General features: G+C 66.1%; 18 protein-coding genes. 7 read left to right on the top strand and 11 right to left on the bottom strand.

The window, feature by feature from the left end; translation table 11 throughout:
• Positions 1-118: 118 nt before the first annotated feature.
• Entirely contained in the window at positions 119-631 is a 513-nt protein-coding gene (locus PMO31116_RS00265; RefSeq protein WP_150564944.1) for a hypothetical protein, read from the bottom strand.
• Positions 632-1,163: 532 nt separating this feature from the next.
• On the opposite strand from PMO31116_RS00265, the gene gor reads away from it, so the two are divergent.
• Positions 1,164-2,525, top strand: a complete 1,362-nt coding sequence (gor, locus tag PMO31116_RS00260) for a glutathione-disulfide reductase (protein ID WP_150564943.1) — start codon at positions 1,164-1,166, stop codon at positions 2,523-2,525.
• A gap of 17 nt (positions 2,526-2,542) precedes the next feature.
• On the opposite strand, the gene PMO31116_RS00255 is transcribed toward gor, so the two are convergent.
• The 10 genes from PMO31116_RS00255 to PMO31116_RS00210 form a co-directional block, all read right to left on the bottom strand.
• Positions 2,543-3,934, bottom strand: coding sequence for a sodium-dependent transporter (locus tag PMO31116_RS00255; RefSeq protein ID WP_246185079.1), 1,392 nt, complete (start codon positions 3,932-3,934; stop codon positions 2,543-2,545).
• A 282-nt stretch (positions 3,935-4,216) separates the two neighbouring features.
• The gene (locus tag PMO31116_RS00250) at positions 4,217-4,978 is read right to left on the bottom strand and encodes a phytanoyl-CoA dioxygenase family protein (RefSeq protein WP_150564942.1); all 762 of its coding nucleotides are present in this window, start codon (positions 4,976-4,978) and stop codon (positions 4,217-4,219) included.
• A gap of 114 nt (positions 4,979-5,092) precedes the next feature.
• Positions 5,093-5,473 (bottom strand): hypothetical protein, encoded by a 381-nt coding sequence (locus PMO31116_RS00245; protein ID WP_150564941.1) that lies wholly within the window; start codon positions 5,471-5,473, stop codon positions 5,093-5,095.
• A 230-nt stretch (positions 5,474-5,703) separates the two neighbouring features.
• Positions 5,704-5,955, bottom strand: coding sequence for a hypothetical protein (locus tag PMO31116_RS00240; RefSeq protein ID WP_150564940.1), 252 nt, complete (start codon positions 5,953-5,955; stop codon positions 5,704-5,706).
• A 98-nt stretch (positions 5,956-6,053) separates the two neighbouring features.
• A complete protein-coding gene (locus PMO31116_RS00235) occupies positions 6,054-6,287 on the bottom strand; it encodes a formate dehydrogenase subunit delta (RefSeq protein ID WP_150564939.1) in 234 nt (77 codons plus the stop codon).
• Between the two features lie 14 nt (positions 6,288-6,301).
• The gene (gene fdhD, locus PMO31116_RS00230) at positions 6,302-7,153 is read right to left on the bottom strand and encodes a formate dehydrogenase accessory sulfurtransferase FdhD (RefSeq protein ID WP_150565459.1); all 852 of its coding nucleotides are present in this window, start codon (positions 7,151-7,153) and stop codon (positions 6,302-6,304) included.
• A gap of 120 nt (positions 7,154-7,273) precedes the next feature.
• A complete protein-coding gene (gene fdhF / locus PMO31116_RS00225; RefSeq protein ID WP_150564938.1) occupies positions 7,274-10,168 on the bottom strand; it encodes a formate dehydrogenase subunit alpha in 2,895 nt (964 codons plus the stop codon).
• 29 nt (positions 10,169-10,197) lie between these two features.
• Complete coding sequence (locus PMO31116_RS00220; RefSeq protein WP_246185077.1) at positions 10,198-11,862, bottom strand: formate dehydrogenase beta subunit; 1,665 nt, start codon at positions 11,860-11,862, stop codon at positions 10,198-10,200.
• The gene (locus tag PMO31116_RS00215) at positions 11,855-12,331 is read right to left on the bottom strand and encodes an NAD(P)H-dependent oxidoreductase subunit E (RefSeq protein WP_150564937.1); all 477 of its coding nucleotides are present in this window, start codon (positions 12,329-12,331) and stop codon (positions 11,855-11,857) included. Before PMO31116_RS00215 ends, PMO31116_RS00220 begins: the two co-directional genes overlap by 8 nt.
• A 256-nt stretch (positions 12,332-12,587) precedes the next feature.
• Positions 12,588-13,661 (bottom strand): substrate-binding domain-containing protein, encoded by a 1,074-nt coding sequence (locus PMO31116_RS00210; protein ID WP_174970661.1) that lies wholly within the window; start codon positions 13,659-13,661, stop codon positions 12,588-12,590.
• A 237-nt stretch (positions 13,662-13,898) separates the two neighbouring features.
• Between PMO31116_RS00210 and PMO31116_RS00205 the strand changes: the two genes are divergently transcribed.
• From PMO31116_RS00205 to PMO31116_RS00180, 6 genes are all read left to right on the top strand, one after another.
• Complete coding sequence (locus tag PMO31116_RS00205) at positions 13,899-16,211, top strand: FdhF/YdeP family oxidoreductase (RefSeq protein ID WP_150564935.1); 2,313 nt, start codon at positions 13,899-13,901, stop codon at positions 16,209-16,211.
• Positions 16,204-16,629 carry a helix-turn-helix domain-containing protein gene (locus PMO31116_RS00200; protein WP_174970658.1) on the top strand — a complete coding sequence of 142 codons (426 nt, stop codon included), beginning with the start codon at positions 16,204-16,206 and terminating at the stop codon, positions 16,627-16,629. The genes PMO31116_RS00205 and PMO31116_RS00200 overlap by 8 nt, the downstream gene beginning before the upstream one ends.
• Positions 16,630-16,757: 128 nt before the next feature.
• Positions 16,758-17,825, top strand: coding sequence for a fatty acid desaturase family protein (locus PMO31116_RS00195; RefSeq protein WP_150564933.1), 1,068 nt, complete (start codon positions 16,758-16,760; stop codon positions 17,823-17,825).
• Between the two features lie 218 nt (positions 17,826-18,043).
• Positions 18,044-18,322, top strand: a complete 279-nt coding sequence (locus tag PMO31116_RS00190) for a hypothetical protein (protein ID WP_150564932.1) — start codon at positions 18,044-18,046, stop codon at positions 18,320-18,322.
• Positions 18,312-18,566 carry a hypothetical protein gene (locus PMO31116_RS00185; protein WP_150564931.1) on the top strand — a complete coding sequence of 85 codons (255 nt, stop codon included), beginning with the start codon at positions 18,312-18,314 and terminating at the stop codon, positions 18,564-18,566. The genes PMO31116_RS00190 and PMO31116_RS00185 overlap by 11 nt, the downstream gene beginning before the upstream one ends.
• Positions 18,567-18,585: 19 nt before the next feature.
• A complete protein-coding gene (locus tag PMO31116_RS00180; RefSeq protein ID WP_174970655.1) occupies positions 18,586-20,175 on the top strand; it encodes a PepSY-associated TM helix domain-containing protein in 1,590 nt (529 codons plus the stop codon).
• The last annotated feature ends 48 nt before the right edge of the window (positions 20,176-20,223 follow it).

The raw sequence follows: 20,223 nt of genomic DNA, 5'->3' as shown, positions 1-20,223 counted from the left end.
CGCGGCCCGCCAGACCGCCGCACGGGCCAGGCACGTGGCGATGGGTCATTCGGGAGAGGAATCCGGCAGACGTGCGTATGGCGCCGGACCAACGCGCGGCACAACGACTCCGGACGGCCTAGAAATGCAGTCCGAAGTATTCGGGCGAGCCGATGAAGAGTTGTGTGCTGAGGATTGGATTGGACAACGCACGATGCCAGACGGTCTGGTACAGGCCGGTCAGCCCGGCACGAGGCCCGGTAATCGCCCCGTCGGTTGCGCCCGCCACACCGGCGCTGCCCACTGCGTGCCCAAGCGTGCTGCCGTTCACGATGATCGGCTCGGACGCCCAGGCCCCTGCTTCCTCGAATACGTCGTGCCAGGGCACCGGCGCGGCGCCGACAATGGCGGCGGGAGGTGAACCCGGCGGGGCGAAGGCCGGCGCCCGGGCCGCACGCGTCACGCGCGCGGCCCGCGACGGCCGGGTGCCATGCCGGACGCTGGCCGACGAGGGCTTCTTGCCTGCCGAAATCCCCGCACGCAGTCCCGGGTCCGGCCGATTCGCGGCATGTGCCGATGCCGGAATCCAGAAACCACACACTATCGTCAGCGCCAACGTGGCACCCATCAGACGGGAGAGCGACTTTGTCATGACATCCTCGTGTGCCGGCGGTGCGTTCCGCCTGTCTTGCCACAGACAACGCAAATTTCGGGCCACGAGCAACAACTTGTTGATTCTTATGCACTTCCAATTTCACCATTCGCGCAGCGCCAAGCGTATTCCCGAGAAGTGTTTCATTTCAGAAACATCCGGCCTCCGCGTGTACCCCGCCGACGACACCCCGTGAACGGCCTCGTGGGCCGCGCATCCCGTGCGCCGACGACGTCCTGTTCGACTTTCGACGCCTCCGATTGTCGACTTGCGTTTCATCTGACGCATTGATGTGAGTCAATAGAAATGCACGACCGTGCGAAAACACCGATTGACGAAAGCATGTGAGTGCATGCGTCACCGTAGGGACCACGGCCGATGCGACTCCGGACAGATCCGAAAGCGCGATGCGCCTGCCACGGGGGGCCCGCGTCTCTGGCACAATCGGTCAACGTCATCAGCGACCAACATCGCGGCACCTCGGGTGGCTTCGAGGCCCGACACGTGTGCCGTGGACATTCAGGAGTGAGCAATGCCCCAGTTCGATGTGGATCTGTTCGTGATCGGTGCCGGTTCGGGCGGTGTGCGTGCCGCGCGCGTTGCCGCACAGTATGGTGCCCGCGTGAAAGTGGCCGAGGAATTTCGTGTCGGCGGCACCTGCGTCATTCGGGGCTGCGTGCCGAAAAAGCTGCTCGTCTATGCGAGCCGGTTCGCCGACGAATTCGAGGACGCTGCGGGCTACGGCTGGCAAGTGCCGCCGCCGCGCTTCGACTGGAACACCCTCATTGCCCGAAAGGACAGCGAGATCGCACGGCTGGAGAACATCTATCGCACCAATCTCGAACGTGCTGGCGCGGTGCTGGTCGAGGCGCGCGCCGTCGTCGAGGGGCCGAACACGGTCGTGCTGCCGGCCACGGGCGAGCGCATCACCGCGCGCCACATCCTGATCGCCACCGGCGGCAAACCGGCCGATCAACCGCACTTCGTCGGCCGGGAGCATGCGATTTCGTCAAATGAGGTGTTTCATCTGGAATCGCTGCCGGAGCGCATCACGATCATTGGCGGCGGTTACATCGCGCTGGAATTCGCTGGCGTGTTCGCCGGGCTGGGCTCGAAGGTCACGCTCGTGCACCGCGGCCCTCACCTGCTGCGCGGCTTCGACGAAGAAGTTCGCACCTCGCTCGAAGCCGCCTATCGCGAGCGCGGCATCGACGTGCGGCTCGAACGGACGGTCGAGCGTGCGGACAGGTCGCAGAACGGCCTGAAAATCACGCTCTCCGATGGCAGCACGCATGACACTGATGTGCTCCTGAGCGCCGCCGGTCGCGTGCCCTATACACAGGGGTTGGGATTGGCCGCGAGTGGCGTCGCACTCGACGACAAGGGGGCCGTCATCGTCGACGAGTTCTCGCGCACCAACGTGCCGTCGATATTCGCCGTCGGCGACGTCACCGACCGGGTCAATCTCACGCCGATGGCGATCCGCGAAGGCCAGGCGTTTGCCGATACCGTGTTCGGCGAGCGCCCCACGCGAGTCGACCACAAGCTGATTCCGACAGCGGTGTTCAGCACGCCGGAGATCGGCGTCGTTGGGCTGACCGAGAGCGAAGCGCGCGCGCTCCATCCGCAGCTCAAGGTCTACAAGGCGTCGTTCCGTCCGCTCAAGGCCACACTCTCGGGCCGCTCGGAGAAAACGCTGATGAAGCTGCTCGTGGACGGTGCGACGGACAAGATCGTCGGTGCGCACATGGTGGGTGACCACGCGGGCGAGCAGGTTCAGTTGCTCGGCGTGGCATTGTCGATGGGCGCGACAAAAGCCGATTTCGACCGCACGCTCGCCGTGCATCCCACGGCCGCGGAGGAATGGGTCACCATGCGCACCCCCGTGGCCTGACGTGCGTGCCGTCGCGCTCATAGTCCCTGGTACCACACGCCGACGATCGCGACCGGCGTGAGCGCCAGCAGCAGAAAGCGCCATAGCGGTGCAAACCACTGCGAACGCGCGCCGTCCAGGACGCTGCGCGCGGTCGGCCAGATGCACACCCCGACGAAGTAGGCCACGCATAGCCCGCCTGCAGGCATCAACAGATTGACGGTCACGTAGTCCATCAATTCAAAAATGGTGCGACCGAAGATCCGGATGTCCGACCAGACACCGAACGACAAGGCCGCCGGCGCACCGAAGACGAACGTTGCGCCGAGGACTGCAGTGACCGCGGACCGGCGATGCCACTGATATTCGTCGATCAGGAAGGCAGTCACCGGCTCGAACAGCGAGACGGCCGACGTGAGTGCGGCGAAGAGCAGCAGCAGAAAAAACGCAATGGCCACGAGATGGCCGAACGGCATCTGCGCGAAGATTGCGGGCATGGTGATGAAGGTCAGCCCCGGCCCCGCATCGGGCGCAACGCCAAACGCAAAGACGGCCGGGAGAATCATCAGGCCTGCGAGGCAGCATGCCAACGTGGCCAGCGTTGCGACCCACACGGCCGAGCCTGCCAGTCTGGCGTCGCGGGGAAGATAGGATCCGTAGGCGACGATCATGCCCGCGCCGAGCGACAGAGAGAAAAATGCCAACCCGAGCGCTTCGATCAGCGTGCCGCCGGAAATCGCGGAAAAGTCGGGCGTCAGGAACCAGGCAACGCCAGCCATCGCTCCCGGCAATGTCAGCGCACGCGCGATCACCAACAGCATCAACAGGAAAAACGCCGGCATGAGCCACTTGCCCGCACGTTCGATGCCCTTTTGCACACCCGCCGCGACAACGAGCGCCGTCAGCCCCAGAAACGCCCCCATGCTGCCGAGCGATGCCGCAGGGTCGGCGATGAACGCGGAAAACTCGCCGACGAGTCGGTCCGTATCGTTGGCCAGTATCCTGCCCGTGGTGGCGCGCCAAAGATAAGCCACGGTCCAGCCCCCCACGACAACGTAGAACGACAGGATCGCGAACGCATTGAACGTGGCGATCCGGCCGACCCACGCCCAGCGCCGCCCACCCAGCGCTCTCAACGCCGTGGTCATCGACTTGCCCGTGAGGCGTCCGATGGTCATCTCGGCGAGCAACAGCGCCACGCCGAGCGTCAGCACGCACGCGAGATAGACCATGAGGAACGCCCCGCCCCCATGCGCCCCCACGACATAGGGAAACTTCCATACGGCGCCGAGGCCGACGGCCGAACCCGCCGCAGCGAGCACGAAGCCGAGCCGCGAGCCCCAGGTGGCACGGACGGTGGCGTCGCCACCCCCCGACGTCACGGACGATGGCGCCGGACTCGCCGGCGAACGGATAGGCAATTGGGACACGTATTTCCTCCGGAAGCGGACGTGCGCGCCTCGCGAAACGTTCTCCGCTGAGGTCGCGACACGGCATGGAACGTGGCGTCACGCAGATTACCGGCACGACGCGGCCTCGCCGCCAGCGCGCTGCGGCGCATGTGCATCGGTGCGTGACACCATGGGGTGGCCGGAGAGTCTACGCGGTAAGGGTTCCGTAAAGCTTTAGGAAAACACCCAAAAACAGGAGGACAAGCGGGCACCGCGGGCTCACGCGCTTTCCGCGAAGCACGCGCCGGGGTGCGGGTGACTTCAGTGACCGAGTGGCACTTCGCCAGCCGACGCGGAACGGGTACCCGGTGTGGGGGGATTGCTCTCGCCGCGATACGCGAACACCACGGAGAACTTCGTGGCGTCGCCTTCGTTGCGACCCGCGGCATGGAAAAGTCCGCTGTGGAACAGCACGACGTCGCCCTGCGCCAGTTCGACCTGTTTGCCGCGCGCAACGAGCGCCTGGTTGTCGGGCTCGTCGGGACGCAGAAAGTCCAGCGAATCGAGTTGATGGGGCTGCAATTGCTCTCGGTGTGAGCCCGGAATGAAGCGCAGCGCACCGTTGGCACGGGTTTCCGGCCCCAGTGCGAGCCATACCGAGACCAGCGAATTGTGCGGAAACGACCAGTAACGGATATCGCGATGCCAGCCGGTCGCCGTGCCGAAATGCGGATGCTTGGTCATGACACAGTTGTGGTGTGCGAGCGTGAGCACCACGTCCTCGCCGAAGATCTGGGCGAGCGATTCGATCAGGTCCCGGCGCGTCGCCCAACGTCGCAGCGCATCGCCCCGATCGTAGGCCTTGAGCAGTCGCCGCACCGTCTGTCCGCCTTCGGCTTCCCGCGACGACGGTGCGCCCGCGTAGCCCACATCCGCCTCGAATTCCAGCGGCGGCGTCGCCGACGCCAGTTGCGCTCGCGCATCGGCCAGAATCGCCTCGCAGTCGGCCTGCGCCACATAGTGCGGGAGGATCAGATAACCGTCGGTACGGAAGGTTTCGAGCTGCGATGCGGTAAGCGCCATGATGGTCGGCGAAGCGGAGGGAAAACTGGACGTTGAGGGGGATTCGCTGATGTTACCGGGTAATTCGAAAAGACGTGCCCCACTTGCGTCGGGACGTGGCGTCTCGATGCGCGCTCAGGCCGCGCGCTTGCGTCGTCGTGGCGGCAGTTCGGCAGCACGCTTGCTTGCGGACTGGCGTTCGGGCTGGAGTTCGGGCTGCGGCACGTCGGTGCCGAGCAGCGATGCCTGAGGGTTGCCGGTGGGGCGCGGCGTGTCGACCACACTGCGCAGACGGTCAAGCTCGCGGGTGAGTTTCGCCAGTTGGTATTCGAGCTGGCAGTTCCGCCGGTACAACGTGCGCATCTTCTGGCTGAGCGCCTGCGTCTGTGTCCAGTACTCCGGATACATGACGAAGCGCCCATCCGGACGCTCGACGACGCCCAGCCCGCTCTGCCCCATCACATCGATGGTTTCCAGCGCGTAGCGTCGAACCTTTTTAACCGTACCTGCCGCCATTTGTTTCCTACAGTCCCAGCCTGAGAAAGTCAGGCGCGGCATTTTGCCATGAATTCGGCCCGGCCGGGCGTCAAACCCGTGCCGGACCGGTGATTTATTTTCGGTCGACGGCCCCGCCAGGCGGGGCTGTGCGCCCAATCCACCGGGATTGGCGCGCAATCGGCCGACATTGCCCGCCAATACACGGCAACGGCGAGCGCGGCGCCAGTCCTGCAGGCGCCGTCGTCGCCTCATGGCTTCGGCGTCTTGCCGGTATCGATCGAAACCGGATCGCTCGCCGGAAACGTTTCCTCGAGCCCTTCGTCGAGCCGTCCGGACGCTGTGCGCTTGCTCGCCGCCGGATGCCTGGGTTTGTCGATATCGATGGACACGGGGTCGCTCGCCGGGAACGTCTCCTCGAGCGCTTCGTCGAGGTCGCGCTCCACGTCATCCTCCTCGCGGGGAGGCTGCTGGCCGGGCTTGCGCGTGGGGGTATCGCTCATCAAGTCCTCCGCTCGGAAATGGCCGCACCGCAGCACGACCGACACCCCTACTATACCGCGAGCCGCGTACCCCCGGAGTCGAAGCGGTCTTCGCTCGCTCAGGCGGCCGGCGCGAGCCGATCCCGATGGCGCGCGAGCGCTTCGCGCACCAGCGGATGCATGTCCTCGGCCTCGGACGTCTGGGTCATCGCCAGAATCTGGGCGCGCATGCGGGGGTCCCAGAACTTGCGCAGATGCGACGCCACTTCGCTCAGGGCTTCCTCGCGATCCGGGAGCGATTCGAAGAAATCCGCGATGCGGTTGGCCATGCGCACGAGGTTGTTGCCGTCCATCTGAAATCTCCCTGTCAGACACGTTCGTCGAGCGTCGCACCGCCCGTATAGATCACGCACTGCTCGCCGCGCACGAAGCCCACCAGCGCCACGCCGGCGGCGGCCGCCGTGCGCACCGCCAGTGCCGTCGCGGCAGACACGGCCGCGACCATCGGGATACCGACCTGCGCCGCCTTCTGCACGATTTCCACGCTGGCGCGGCTCGTCATGAGCACAAACCCTTTATCGAACGCCGTTCCTTCGCGCGCGAGCGCCCCGATGAGCTTGTCGAGCGCGTTATGACGCCCCACGTCCTCGCGCAGGCAGAGAATTTCGCCCTCGGGCGAACACCACGCCGCGCCGTGCACTGCCCCTGTCACGCCATTCAACGGCTGGCGTCGCGACAGCCCCTCGTGCGCCACGGCAAGTGCCGAATGCGCCACGCGCAGCGGCTCGCCGGCGGCGGGTAACGCGCGCAATACCTGATCGAGGCTCTCGGTCCCACACAAGCCACAGCCTGTGCGGCCGGTGAGATTCCGGCGTCGCTCCTTGAGTCCGGCGAACGCGCGCGACGACACTTCGAGATGTGCCGTCATGCCCAGCGTCGTTGCCGAGATATCCACCCCATAGCACTCGCGCCGGTCGTTCAGAATCCCCTCAGACAACGCGAACCCCAACGCGAAATCCTCGATATCGGCGGGCGTGGCCAGCATCACCACATGAGAGATGCCGTTGAACTCCAGCGCCACCGGGACTTCCTCGGCCAATTCGTCGCTCGCGTGTTGCCACGCGCCACGGCGGAAACGCCGCACGGCGAAGGTCGCGTGCGGCGCGAGACGCTCGGGCTCGATGGTCGCAGGCGCCACATCGCACGCCGGCGCGGCCATATCATCGACGCCCGGGGCAAGGGCGACGTCGGCGGTATCGCCCGTGCCGGGTTCACGTAATGCGTTGGTCTTACTGGACATCGTCTGACGCTGACTCCCTGCGGTTTGACCGCCCCCGCCCTACTTCGCCGGTGCCGGCTCGGACGCCCCTGAAGCGCTGCGAGCCGCATCGAGCAGTTCGAGCTGCGTGCGGTTGAATGTCGAATATTTCGCCTGCCATGCGGACGGTTGCACCACCGGCAACACCTGCACCGCGGTCACCTTGTACTCGGGGCAATTGGTCGCCCAGTCCGAGTTGTCGGTCGTGATCACGTTCGCCCCCGACTCGGGGAAATGGAACGTCGTGTACACGACGCCAGGCTGCATCCGTTCGCTGACGACCGCGCGCAAGACTGTTTCGCCCGCCCGGCTGCGAATGCCGACCCAGTCGTCGCTCTTGATACCCCGCTCCTGTGCGTCGTGCGGGTGGATCTCGAGCCGGTCTTCATCGTGCCAACGAACGTTGTGCGTGCGGCGCGTTTGCGCCCCGACATTGTATTGCGAGAGAATGCGGCCCGTCGTGAGCAGCAGCGGATAGCGCGGCGTGACCTTCTCGTCCGTGGGCACGTAGCGTGTGATGATGAAACGCCCCTTGCCGCGAACGAATTCGTCCACGTGCATGATCGGCGTGCCGTCCGGCGCCTCGTCGTTGCATGGCCATTGCAGGCTGCCCGCCTCATCCAGGCGCCGATAGCTCACGCCACGGAACGTCGGCGTGAGCCGCGCGATCTCGTCCATGATCTCGGACGGGTGCGCATACGGCATGTCGTATCCCAGCCGCCTGGCCAGCGCGATCGTCACTTCCCAGTCGGCCATGCCCGGCAGGGGCGCCATCACGCGTCGCACGCGCGAGATCCGGCGCTCCGCGTTGGTGAACGTGCCATCCTTTTCGAGGAACGTCGTGCCCGGCAGCAGCACGTGCGCGTACTTGGCCGTCTCGTTGAGGAAGATGTCCTGCACGACGATGCACTCCATCGCCTCCATCGCCGCCGCCACATGCTGGGTGTTCGGATCGGACTGGACAATGTCCTCGCCCTGGCAGTACAGCCCTTTGAAGCTGCCGTGGATCGCCGCATCGAACATGTTCGGAATGCGCAGTCCCGGCTCGGCCTGCAGCGCCACGCCCCATGCCGCCTCGAATTCCTGGCGCACCAGCGTGTCCGACACGTGGCGGTACCCCGGCAATTCGTGCGGGAACGAGCCCATGTCGCACGAACCCTGCACGTTGTTCTGCCCGCGCAGCGGGTTCACGCCCACGCCTTCCCGGCCGACGTTGCCCGTGGCCATCGCCAGATTGGCAATGCCCATGACGGTGGTCGAGCCCTGCGCGTGCTCCGTCACACCCAGCCCGTAGTAGATCGCGGCATTGCCGCCGGTGGCGTACAACCGGGCCGCGCCGCGAATCTGGTCTGCCGGCACACCGGTCACAACGCTCACGGCTTCGGGCGAATTTTCGGGCAACGCCACGAAGTCGCGCCACTGAGCGAACGCACGATCCTCGCAGCGCTCTGCGATGAACGCCTCGTCGAGCAGCCCCTCGGTCACGATCACGTGCGCGAGCGCGTTGACCATCGCCACGTTGGTACCCGGACGCAGCGGCAGGTGGTAGGCGGCTTTCACGTGCGGTCCATCGACGATGTCGATGCGACGCGGATCGATCACGATCAGCTTCGCCCCCTCGCGCACGCGGCGCTTCAGACGCGAAGCGAAAACCGGGTGCCCGTCGCTCGGATTGGCGCCCATCACGAGAATGACGTCGGTATGCTCGATCGACTTGAAGGTCTGCGTGCCGGCCGACTCGCCCAGCGTCTGCTTGAGCCCGTACCCCGTGGGCGAGTGGCAAACGCGCGCACACGTGTCGACGTTGTTGTTGCCGAACGCCGCGCGCACGAGCTTCTGCACCAGATAGGTCTCTTCGTTCGTACAGCGCGAAGACGTGATGCCGCCAATCGCGTCGCGTCCGTACTTGGCCTGAATGCGCCGGAACTCCGATGCGGCGTGGTCGAGCGCCTCGTCCCACGACACTTCACGCCACGGGTCCGTGATCTTGCTGCGAATCATCGGCTTCGTGATGCGCTCCTTGTGCGTGGCATACCCCCACGCGAAGCGCCCCTTCACGCACGCGTGGCCCTCGTTCGCACGACCGTCCTTGTAGGGCGTCATGCGCACCACTTCGCCACCTTTCATCTCGGCCTTGAATGCACACCCCACGCCGCAATAGGCACAGGTCGTGACCACGGCATGCTCGGGCTGCCCCATCTCGATGACGGTCTTCTCCTGAAGCGTCGCGGTCGGACACGCACTCACACACGCTCCGCACGACACGCATTCCGAATCCATGAACGGCTGGTCCTGACCGGGCGAGACACGCGCCTCGAAGCCCCGCCCCGAGATCGTCAGCGCGAAGGTGCCCTGCGTTTCCTCGCAAGCGCGCACGCAGCGGTTACACACGATGCACTTCGACGGATCGTACGTGAAATACGGGTTCGACTCGTCCTTCGCGCTGTGGATGTGATTCTCGCCGTCGAAGCCGTAGCGCACTTCGCGAAGTCCGGTCACGCCTGCCATATCCTGCAATTCGCAATCGCCGTTGGCGGCGCACGTCAGGCAATCGAGCGGGTGATCGGAGATGTACAGCTCCATCACGTTGCGCCGCAAATCCTGTAGCTTCGGCGATTGTGTGCGCACTTTCATGCCCGCTTCGACCGGCGTGGTGCACGACGCCGGAAAGCCTCGGCGCCCCTCGATCTCGACGAGGCACAGGCGGCACGACCCGAACGGCTCCAGGGAGTCGGTCGCGCACAGCTTGGGGATGTTCACGTCGGTGCCCGCCGCGGCACGCATGATCGACGTGCCGGCCGGCACGGTCACGGTCTGACCGTCGATCTCCAGCGTGACCTCGACCTCGCTCTCGCGCCGCGGTGTACCCATGTCCGGGCCGTGGCCCGGCGTGACTTGTACGTTCGGATGGATCATCTGTCGTCCTCCTCCTGGCCGCGCGTGCGTCACGCGGCTTCGGCGCGTCCGGCGCCATCGGGCAGACCGAAGTCCGCCGGGAAATGCTCGAGCGCCGAGCGCACCGGGAACGGCGTCATGCCTCCCATGGCGCACAGCGAGCCCGAGACCATCGTGTCGCAAAGATCGTGCAGCAGCCGGATCTGACGCGACGAGCCATCGCCACGCCGGATCCGATCGATTACCTCGACACCGCGCGTCGACCCGATACGGCATGGCGTGCACTTGCCGCACGACTCGATCGCGCAAAATTCCATCGCGTAACGGGCCAGTCCGGCCATGTCGGCCGTATCGTCGTGCACCACCACGCCGCCGTGCCCGACCACCGCGCCCAATGCCGCGTAGGCCTCGTAGTCCATCGGTACATCCCACTGCGCGCTCGGCAAATACGCGCCGAGCGGACCGCCAACCTGAATGGCCTTGGCCGGACGACCGCTTGCCGTGCCGCCGCCGAAGTCGTCGAGCAGGGTTCGAAGCGTCACGCCGAACGCCAGTTCGACGAGCCCCCCGCGCCGGATGTTTCCGGCAAGTTGCACGGGCAGCGTGCCCTGCGAGCGGCCCATTCCGTAGGACCGGTAAGCCTGCGCGCCGTGCGAAAAGATGAACGGCACGCTCGCCAGCGTAATCACGTTGTTGATCAATGTCGGCTGGCCGAAGAGGCCGGACAGCGCGGGAATCGGCGGCTTGGCCCGCACCACGCCCCGCTTGCCTTCCAGGCTCTCGAGCAACGCCGTTTCCTCGCCGCAGATATAGGCGCCCGCCGCCTTCGCGACTCGCAACTCGCAGGTGCGTCCCGAGCCGAGCACGTCGGCGCCAAGCCAACCTTCGCGGCGAGCGACGGCGATCGCGGCTTCCATCGCGGCGATGGCGTGCGGATATTCACTCCGCACATAAACAATGCCCTCGCTCGCGCCCACGCTCAACGCCGCAATAATCATCCCTTCGATGAGGACGAACGGGTCACTCTCCATGATGAGCCGGTCGGCGAACGTTCCCGAGTCGCCCTCGTCGGCGTTGCAGACCACGTATTTGCGTGGCGAGGCGGCGCGACTCACTGTCTGCCACTTGATGCCCGCCGGAAAGGCTGCCCCGCCACGGCCGCGCAGACCGGAGTCGAGCACGGTCTGGCACGCGGCCTGCGCATCGAGGGCAAGACAGGCGCGCAATCCGGCCAACCCGCCGTGTGCCTCGTAGTCCGCCGGGTCGAGCGGGTCGGTCACGCCCACGCGGGAGAACGTGAGGCGCTGCTGGCGCGCCAGATAAGGAATCGTGTCGACCCGCCCGACACAGGCGGGCGCGGGCGCCTCCCAACTTCCGTCGGGATCGCCGGCCAGCACCGTCTGCGTGGCATCCTGCGTCGCCCGCGCGGGCCACCCACTGTCAAACAACGCGGCGACCTGCGAAGCCTGCACGTTGCTGTAGCCCACCCGTCCCGCCGGCGTTTGCACTTCCACGAGCGGTTCGAGCCAGAACAGGCCGCGCGAACCGTTGCGCACGATGTCGAGCGCCACGCCGCGGCGCGCCGCCTCCGCCGCGACGGCGGCCGTGAGCCTGTCGGCCCCCAACGCGAGAGCCGACGAGTCGCGAGGAATGTAGACGCGGTACGGGCCGCGCGCAGCCGGTGCACCGACGCTTTGCATGACCGAATCAGGCATGACGCGCCTCCTCTTTCGCCGACGCGAGCAGCGCGTCGAATCGGACCGGACTCACGCGAGCGTGCAATTCGCCGTTGATCGTCACCGCCGGCGACAGGGCACATTGCCCCAGGCAGTAGACCGACTCGACGCCGACGCCGCCGCATGCCTCGCCGTCGATATGCGCGCCAGTGCACGCTTCGACATGCGCGACGAGCGCCTCGCCGCCGCGACTGCGGCAGGCTTCCGCACGGCATACCTGCACCACCGTTGCCGGGGGCGGCGCGCTTCGGAAGTGGTGATAGAAGGTGATCACGCCATGGACTTCGGCGCGCGAAAGATTCAGGGCGGCAGCAATCGCGGGCACGTGGGCCGGATCGACATAGCCTTCGCTGTCCTGCAATGCGTGCAGCAGCGGCAACAACTCGTGTGCGCGGCCGGCGTGGCGAGCCAGCAGCGGCGCGAGCGTCGCGTGGGGTGTGGGCACCATCTCGAGTATCTCCTGGGGCGAACCGCATCCCATATGTTCTTCATTGCATATGATGACGACCAGTTCCTGGGGGCTCAACACCTAGGACATTAGTGCAAATGGCCCACGCCAACAAGCCTCGTGCAAATACCGATGGCTTGGATTAACGGCATTTGCTGCGTTGCAGCATTCAACAACGTCGCAAGCCGCGCGGGCCGGGGGTTTCCCGACCGAATTTGTTGTGCACTTAATATGCAAAACTATTCATATATGAAAGTCACCCTAGCGAAGGAAACGCTTCGGACAACGGCGCAACCTGCCCGGTCGCCGCCTCGCTGTACCCCGGAATGGCATGTACCGCCTGCCGGTACTCGCCGCTCTGAAGGATCTCGAGCAACGCCTGCAGGTGCGGCGATTCGCTGCCGCTCTCGGGGAACATGAGGCAATAACGCTCCGTGAGGATCGGCAGGAAGTCGAGTCCGAACTGGCTGGCGGCCGCCTCGATTGCCAGACCGGCGTCGGCGCGACCGCTCGCGATGTACGCGGCAACGGCGGCATGCGTGAACTCGATGTTCTCGGCGCCTGCGATCGCGCCTGGGTCGATCCCTTCTCGGGCGAGCAACAGATCGAAGATGATGCGCGTACCCGACCCGCGCTCGCGATTGGCGAAACGCGCGCCGGTACGGGGCAGATCGGCCAGCGAGTGAATGCCCAGCGGGTTACCGCGCGCGACGATCAGCCCGAGGCGTCGTGACGCGACGTCCGCCACGCGATACGCCTTGCCTTTGAGCAGCGGACCATAGTGATCGAGCACCGGCCCGGCCAGCGGCCCGATGGGCACGTGAAAGCTCGCCACTTCGCACTCATGCTTGCCCAGCGCCGCGATCGCCTCGATGCTGCCCCGATAGCTGACGTCGATCGGCAAACCGGCACGCCCCGCGAAGTCGACCAGCGCCGCCACGGCCAGACCATGGCTGGCGAACAATCGCAGTTGATCGCTCTCCTGAAGCAGAAGATCGTCGAGTTCCGATTGCAACTCCGAGGCCATCGTCTCGAGCAGCGGGCCGAGCCGGGCCTGCAATCGCTTTTGCCCCCAAAGCAGGCGCTGCGCCAACGGGGTGAGCACCGCTCCCCGCCCACGCGCCATGGTCAGGAGCGGCGCACCGATGAGCGCCTCCACCTCCTTCACGTGTCCCCAAGCGCCCCGGTATGACTGCCCGAGCGCCTGACTGGCCGCCTGAAGGTTGCCGTGCGCCTGGACCTGCGTGAGCAACGACAACACCTTGTCCAGCGCGAGATCGTCTCCGTCGTGACGCAGACGCAGTTGCGGCGCGATCGAAATGCGCTTCATTAAGCCCCCGTATATGCCATTTTTTGCATAAATCAATCTATGCAAATTCCTGATAAGATGCCAAAAAACACCGAATCCACAAGGATTCATGCTTGCGCATCGCGATGAATTTCACGCTTTGACGCAATTTATTATGCATTAATTTGCCTATTTCGGTGCTCATCGTTTGCCCTAAGATGCGGCGTCTCCCCCCCGATGCCGACACCGCACGCCTACCACTCTGTCCGAATACGTTTCATGTCTGCCCCGAAAATTTCACCCTACGACCGCCCCGCCGGTGGCTGGGGTGCGCTCAAGAACGTCGCCATTCAGCTCGTTACCCAGGGAATCCCGCTCAAGGGCGCGCGCACGCTGCTGAGCGCGAACCAGCCGAGCGGCTTCGATTGCCCGGGGTGTGCCTGGCCAGATCGCGAGCACGCCTCGACCTTCGAGTTCTGCGAAAACGGTGCCAAAGCGGTCGCCGCCGAGGCGACCAAGCGTCGCGTCACGCCGGAATTCTTCGCCGCGCACAGCGTGACCGACCTGCTCGCGCTCGACGACTACACACTGGAAGGCTACGGCCGCCTCACGCATCCCATGCGCTACGATGCCGCGACGGACCGCTATCGACCGGTTGACTGGCATGACGCGTTCGCGCTCATCGGCGAACACCTGCGTGCCTTGCCCGATCCGGACCAGGCGGCGTTCTACACGTCGGGACGCACGAGCAACGAGGCCGCATTCCTTTACCAGCTTTTCGTTCGTCAGTTCGGCACGAACAACTTCCCGGACTGCTCGAACATGTGCCACGAACCGACCAGCGTCGGCCTGCCGCCGGTGGTGGGACTCGGTAAGGGCACCGTCACCCTGGACGATTTCGAGCACGCCGACACGCTCCTGCTGTTCGGGCAGAACCCTGGCACGAACCACCCGCGCATGCTCGGCGAACTGCGGGAGGCCGCACGTCGCGGGGCGACGATCGTCTCGGTGAACCTGCTGCACGAGCGCGGACTGGAGCGCTTTGCCGATCCGCAGAGCCCGACCGAAATGCTGAGCCTGAGCGGCACGCCGATCAGCGCGCACTACGTCACGCCCGCGTGCGGCGGCGACTTCGCGTTCGTGAAGGGGGTCGTCAAGCACGTGCTGGAGCGCGACGCCGAGGCCCGCAACAACGGCCAGCCGGCCCTGCTCGACGACGCCTTCATCGCGGAACACACGCACGGTTTCGACGCCTTTGCCGCCGACGTTCGCGCGGAGCGTTGGGACGATCTCGAGCGCGCTTCAGGCGTGTCGCGGGCGCAGATGTGCCGCATCGCCGACGTGTACCTGCGCGGCGAACGCGTGATCGCCACCTGGGGCATGGGCATCACACAGCACAAGCACGCCGTGGCGACTATCCAGATGATCGTCAACCTCATGCTTCTGCGCGGGAACATCGGACGCCCGGGCGCCGGGCTTTGTCCGGTGCGCGGCCACAGCAACGTGCAGGGCGACCGCACCGTCGGCATCAACGAAAAGCCTTCGGCCGCGTTTCTCGCGCGGCTCGGCGAAGTCTTCGACTTCTCGCCGCCCCAACGCGAAGGCCTGGGCGTCGTCGATACGATTTCCGCCATGCTCGCCGGACGGATCAAGGTCTTCATCGGGATGGGCGGCAACTTCGCGATGGCCACGCCCGACACGCCACGCACCTGGGAAGGACTGCGCCAGTGCGCGCTGACGGTGCACGTCGCCACCAAGCTCAATCGCAGCCATCTGGTGCACGGCCGCGACGCACTGATCCTGCCCTGCCTCGGCCGCACGGAAATCGACATGCAGAGCGGCGTGGCGCAAGGCGTCACCGTCGAGGACTCGATGAGCATGGTGCACCTCTCCTACGGGATCAACGCTCCGGCATCGGCGCACTTGCGCTCGGAACCGGCCATCGTTACCGGGATGGCGCAGGCCACCCTGGGGCGGGCGCCCGCGGGCCTCGTCGACTGGCATTGGTATGTCGAAGACTACGATCGGATTCGCGACGCCATTGCCGCGACCTTCGACGACTTCGCCGACTTCAATCGCCGCGTGCGACGTCCAGGCGGCTTCCGTCTGGACGTGCCGCCCGCCGATCGCCGCTGGCTCACCCCCAACGGCCGCGCCAACTTCACCGCGCACCCGCTGCCCGGCGAACTACCGATCGACAGCGCACGCCGGCATGCGGGCGCGCGCAGTGCCGAAGTCCTGCAACTGGCCACCATTCGCTCGCATGACCAGTACAACACCACGATCTATGGCCTGAACGACCGCTATCGCGGCGTGTTCGGCCAGCGGCGCGTCGTCTTCGCGAACCTGGAAGACCTCGACGCGCTCGGGTTCCGCGCGGGAGAACGAGTCGACATCGTCGGCGTGTGGCATGACGGGATCGCGCGCCGGGCGAATGACTTCCTGCTCGTGGCGTACGACATTCCGCGCGGCTGCGTTGCCGCCTACTACCCGGAGACCAACGGTCTGGTGCCACTCGATGCGCTCGCCGACGGCGCGGGCACGCCAACCTCCAAATCCATTCCGGTACTGCTGGAGCGGCGCCATGGCTGATGTGCAAGCCATGTGCGCGCAGCAAGCGGGCGCAACGCCCGCCACCCCAGGCGTCGATCCGGGCGTTGATCCGCGTCCCGACTCACGTCCCGATTCGTGTGCCGATGCGCACATCGATCCCCTCGCAAGCGCCGAAGCCGATCTGGCGCGCGTGCTCGCGACGCTTTCCCAAGGGCGGCGCGAGGGCCGCGAATCGCTCTCGCTCGCCCGGCTGGCCAAGCGCAGCGCACTGCCGATGAGCACGTTGCTGCGCTACCTTGGCGTACTCGCCGACGCGCACTGGGTCGTCGTCGAGGCGACCGGGGACACGCGCCAACACGTACGACTCACTCACGCCGGCCTCGCACAGCACGACAGCCTTGTGCAAGACACGCCTTTGCGCTCGCCGGCACCGGCACGAACAGGATTTCCATCGTAAGGAACCGCAACGCGGCTGACATATTTCCATCCCATGACGCGGCATACACTCCTGTCGCAACCGTGACGCGCCCCCCTCGCCTGGCGAGCCTGCGGCGCCCGGCACGGCCTTCACGTCACGGAGACCTCATGGAGAATGTCGTCATCGACACCGCCTCGTGCGCCGCTGATTCGATCGCCCCAGAACCGATGGGCGAGCCGGCTTCCCAGGCCGGCGACATTACACCCTCTCCGGCGCTATGGCGCCACGCCCGGCCTTCGCGCTGGAATCCATGGCTCATCGGCGTCGCCGGATTCACCGGCCTTTGGCAATGGCTAGGGCTTGGCTGGGCGCTGCGCCACTGGGGCGATGCGGCCGCGTGGTCGCTGCTTCCGGTCCTGCTTCTCACCCCCATGCACTGGGGGCTGATTCACGAATCGATCCACGGACAGCTGCGTCTGAAGCCACGCGCCAACGAGCGCGCCGGCCGAGCCCTGGCCTTGCTACTGGGGCTGCCGTTTGAAATCATGCGGTTCGGCCACCTGCTGCATCACCGCTTCACCCGCCAGCCATACGATCGCCCCGACATTTCGGCGTTGCCCGCCGACGCCACGATGGCAGCGCGCGTGCGCCGGTGGCTGGGCTATCAACTCAGGCTGCTGGGTGGTATGTGGCTGGCTGAAGTGTTCGCACCGCTCATCGCCTGGTTGCCCGCTCGGCGCTTGCCCGCACTGGCCGCGCGTGTCCTGGGCAGCGACCCGCAGGACGACGACGTGCGCCGACGCGTGGTGATGTTCACCGCCGACCCGGTGCGCCGCCGCCGGATGCAACGCGACTTCGCGATCCTCGTCGCCTCCACGATCGTCGCCCTGTGGGCTTACGGCCCATGGTGGCCCGTGTTCGCGGCAACGTTCGTGGCACGCGGCGTCTGGCTGTCGATCGCCGACAACCTGCCGCACTACGGCGTATCGATGGACGAGCCCGCACGGGCGCGCAACTTCCGCGCCGCCGCCCCGGTACGCGCCCTGCTGCTCAATCAACACTTGCATCGCGTGCACCATCTGTACCCGACCGCACCGTGGCACCTCTTGCCGGCGATCCATGCCGCACACCCTGCCGACGTGCCGGCGACGCCGTACTGGCACGCCGCCCTGCGCCAGTTCCGCGGACCGCTTCCGGGCAGTTCGCTTACGGGTCACACGGAACGCGCGTCATAACTGACGCTTCGCCTCGCTTCGCACCCCTTACGAACTGGCACTCGGCACACGGCGCATCGGGCGCCGTTGTTCCGATACCACGCCGATCATGCTGCCGCCTATCGCGTATTGCCAGGAACGCTTCGGGAATTATCCGAATCGTGATATAAATGCGAATCGTTTTTGTTTACGTTTACGTTCACACGATTTGTCGTGCGAAGCGTTTGCACAGGGTTCGCATGTTGATTGCACTGGCCATCGTACTGGCATGGCTCGCGGGCGGCGCCTGCTATCTCACTTCGGAACACCAGCGCCTGCGAGCGCACCGTCTGGCGGCGCAGCCCGCGCGCGCGGTCTCGCTCCTCGCCGCGATCGCGTGCCTCGTGTGCTGGTGCCTGGCGGCAGGCCCGTCGGCCGGCATCGCTTCCGCCTTCATGTCGCTGTGTTTCGGTTTGCTGTTCTGGCCCTACGCCGCCGGTGGCTGGCATTGGCTGCGTGGAGATGCGCATGTGGAGTAGAACCGTCGCGGGCCTCGGGCTCGGCTTTCTCGCGGCCATCGCGCTGTGCGGTGCGATCGCCTATCTCACGCCGGCCGGCTGGCAAACGGCCGTCATTCCGGTGATCGCGCTCTTCCCGCTGGTGTGGCTTGGCTTGTTTGCCGTGGTTTACGCGAGCCGCAATGCCGGGCGCGCATGGATCGGCCTTGGCGCCACCACGGTCGTTGCCTGGGTCGCGCTGCTGCTCGCGCGCGCCGTTTGGTGAGTTTCGCAAGGAGTCTTCGATGCGCGCCCAAACCCTGCGCCAATACCTGAGTGTCCACACGTGGGCCGGCATCGTGGCCGGCTTCGCACTGTTCGTCGCCATGCTCGGCGGCGCACTGACCGTCTTCCATCACGAAATCGAACGCTGGGAACAACCGGCCACGCGTCATGCGCCACTCACGCTCGCGCAGACCGAGCAACTCGCCGACATGGTTCGCGAGAAATACCCGGCCGCCAGGGAGCAAATGGGGGTAGTGCTTCCGAATCACTCGCCGACCCCGTTCGCCTACTGGCAGCAACCCGACGGCGAATGGATGCAGGCGCGGCTACGCCTCGATGGCGACGGCTCGGCGCCGTCGCTGGTCACCGGCGACGCCCGCCCCGGCCTGTCCGGCACGATCAACGCGCTGCATTACTCGCTGTCGATTCCGACGGTCGGCCTGTATTTGATGGGGGTCGTGTCGCTGTTCTACGGCATGGCATTGATCTCCGGGGTGATCGTGCACCTGCCGCGCGTCTCACGCGACATCTTCGCGTTGCGACCGGGGCGCAACCTCAAGCGTTTCTGGCAAGACGCCCATAACGCCATCGGTGTGCTCAGCCTGCCGTTTCACATCGTCTTCGCCCTCACAGGCGCCCTGCTCTGCCTGAGCCTGCCGCTCATGATGGCGTTCAACGTGATCACGTTCGAGAACAAACTGATGTCGCAGATCCCGCAGATCACGGGATCCGTGCCGGCAAAGATCGCCCCGGTCGACGGCAAGCCGCTCGATCTGCCGGCCATCCTCGCGCACGCCGGCCGCGCCGCTCCGGACATGGAGGCGACCGCCGTTGCATGGTCCCGCTATGGGAAGCCGGATGCCGTTGCGGAGGTCTATGGTGAAGCGACCGATTCGCTTGGCGTGTTCGCGGCCGTTGCCGTTCGTCTGAACGATGGGCAAATCGTCGGCCAGCATAGCCCCGGCACGCGCGACGCCAACCATGCCGTGCTCAGCATGATCTACGGCGCGCACTTCGGCAATTTCGCCGGCGACGCGATGCGCTGGGTGTACTTCGTGCTCGGCCTGATGGGCGCAGTGCTCGTGTACAGCGGCAACCTGCTCTGGCTCGAATCGCGCCGCAAGCGCAACACGGCCATTCAGCCCGTCAATCTGCGCTGGATGGCGAAGGCCACCGCCGGTGTTTTCCTCGGGACTTGCCTGGGGATTGCCGTGGCCTTTGTCGGCGCCGTCGTCGCGCCCGGCGCGACGGCACTGTCGATTTTCGTGGTCACGCTGGCCGTCTCGCTGGGCATCGCCGCCATTACCACACCGGCCGTGGCCGCCACCGGTCTGCTCGCGGCGACGGCGCTTGCCTGCCTCGCGGTCCCGGTGGCCGACGCCGCGTTCACATCCGACAACCTCGTGAATTCGATGGCGGCCGGCGACTGGGTGCTCGCAGGGGTCGATCTCACCGCCGTCGCGTTTGCCGTGGCTTTTGCCCTGTTCGCCCGCGCCACATGGCGACGCGCACGCCACGGCGACCCCAACAGCGTCTGGGCACACCCGGCAAGCGGCGCGGCGCAAACGCCGCCGGCCGCCAGCGCGACGAACAACGCGGCGACCCGGTAATTCGTCGCCCGCGCCCCTAACGTCGGGGCTGCCCGAGCAGCCACCCGC

This window comes from Pandoraea morbifera, assembly GCF_902459575.1.
In the GTDB taxonomy this organism is placed as follows: domain Bacteria; phylum Pseudomonadota; class Gammaproteobacteria; order Burkholderiales; family Burkholderiaceae; genus Pandoraea; species Pandoraea morbifera.
This window is presented reverse-complemented; position numbering and strand designations above follow the sequence as displayed.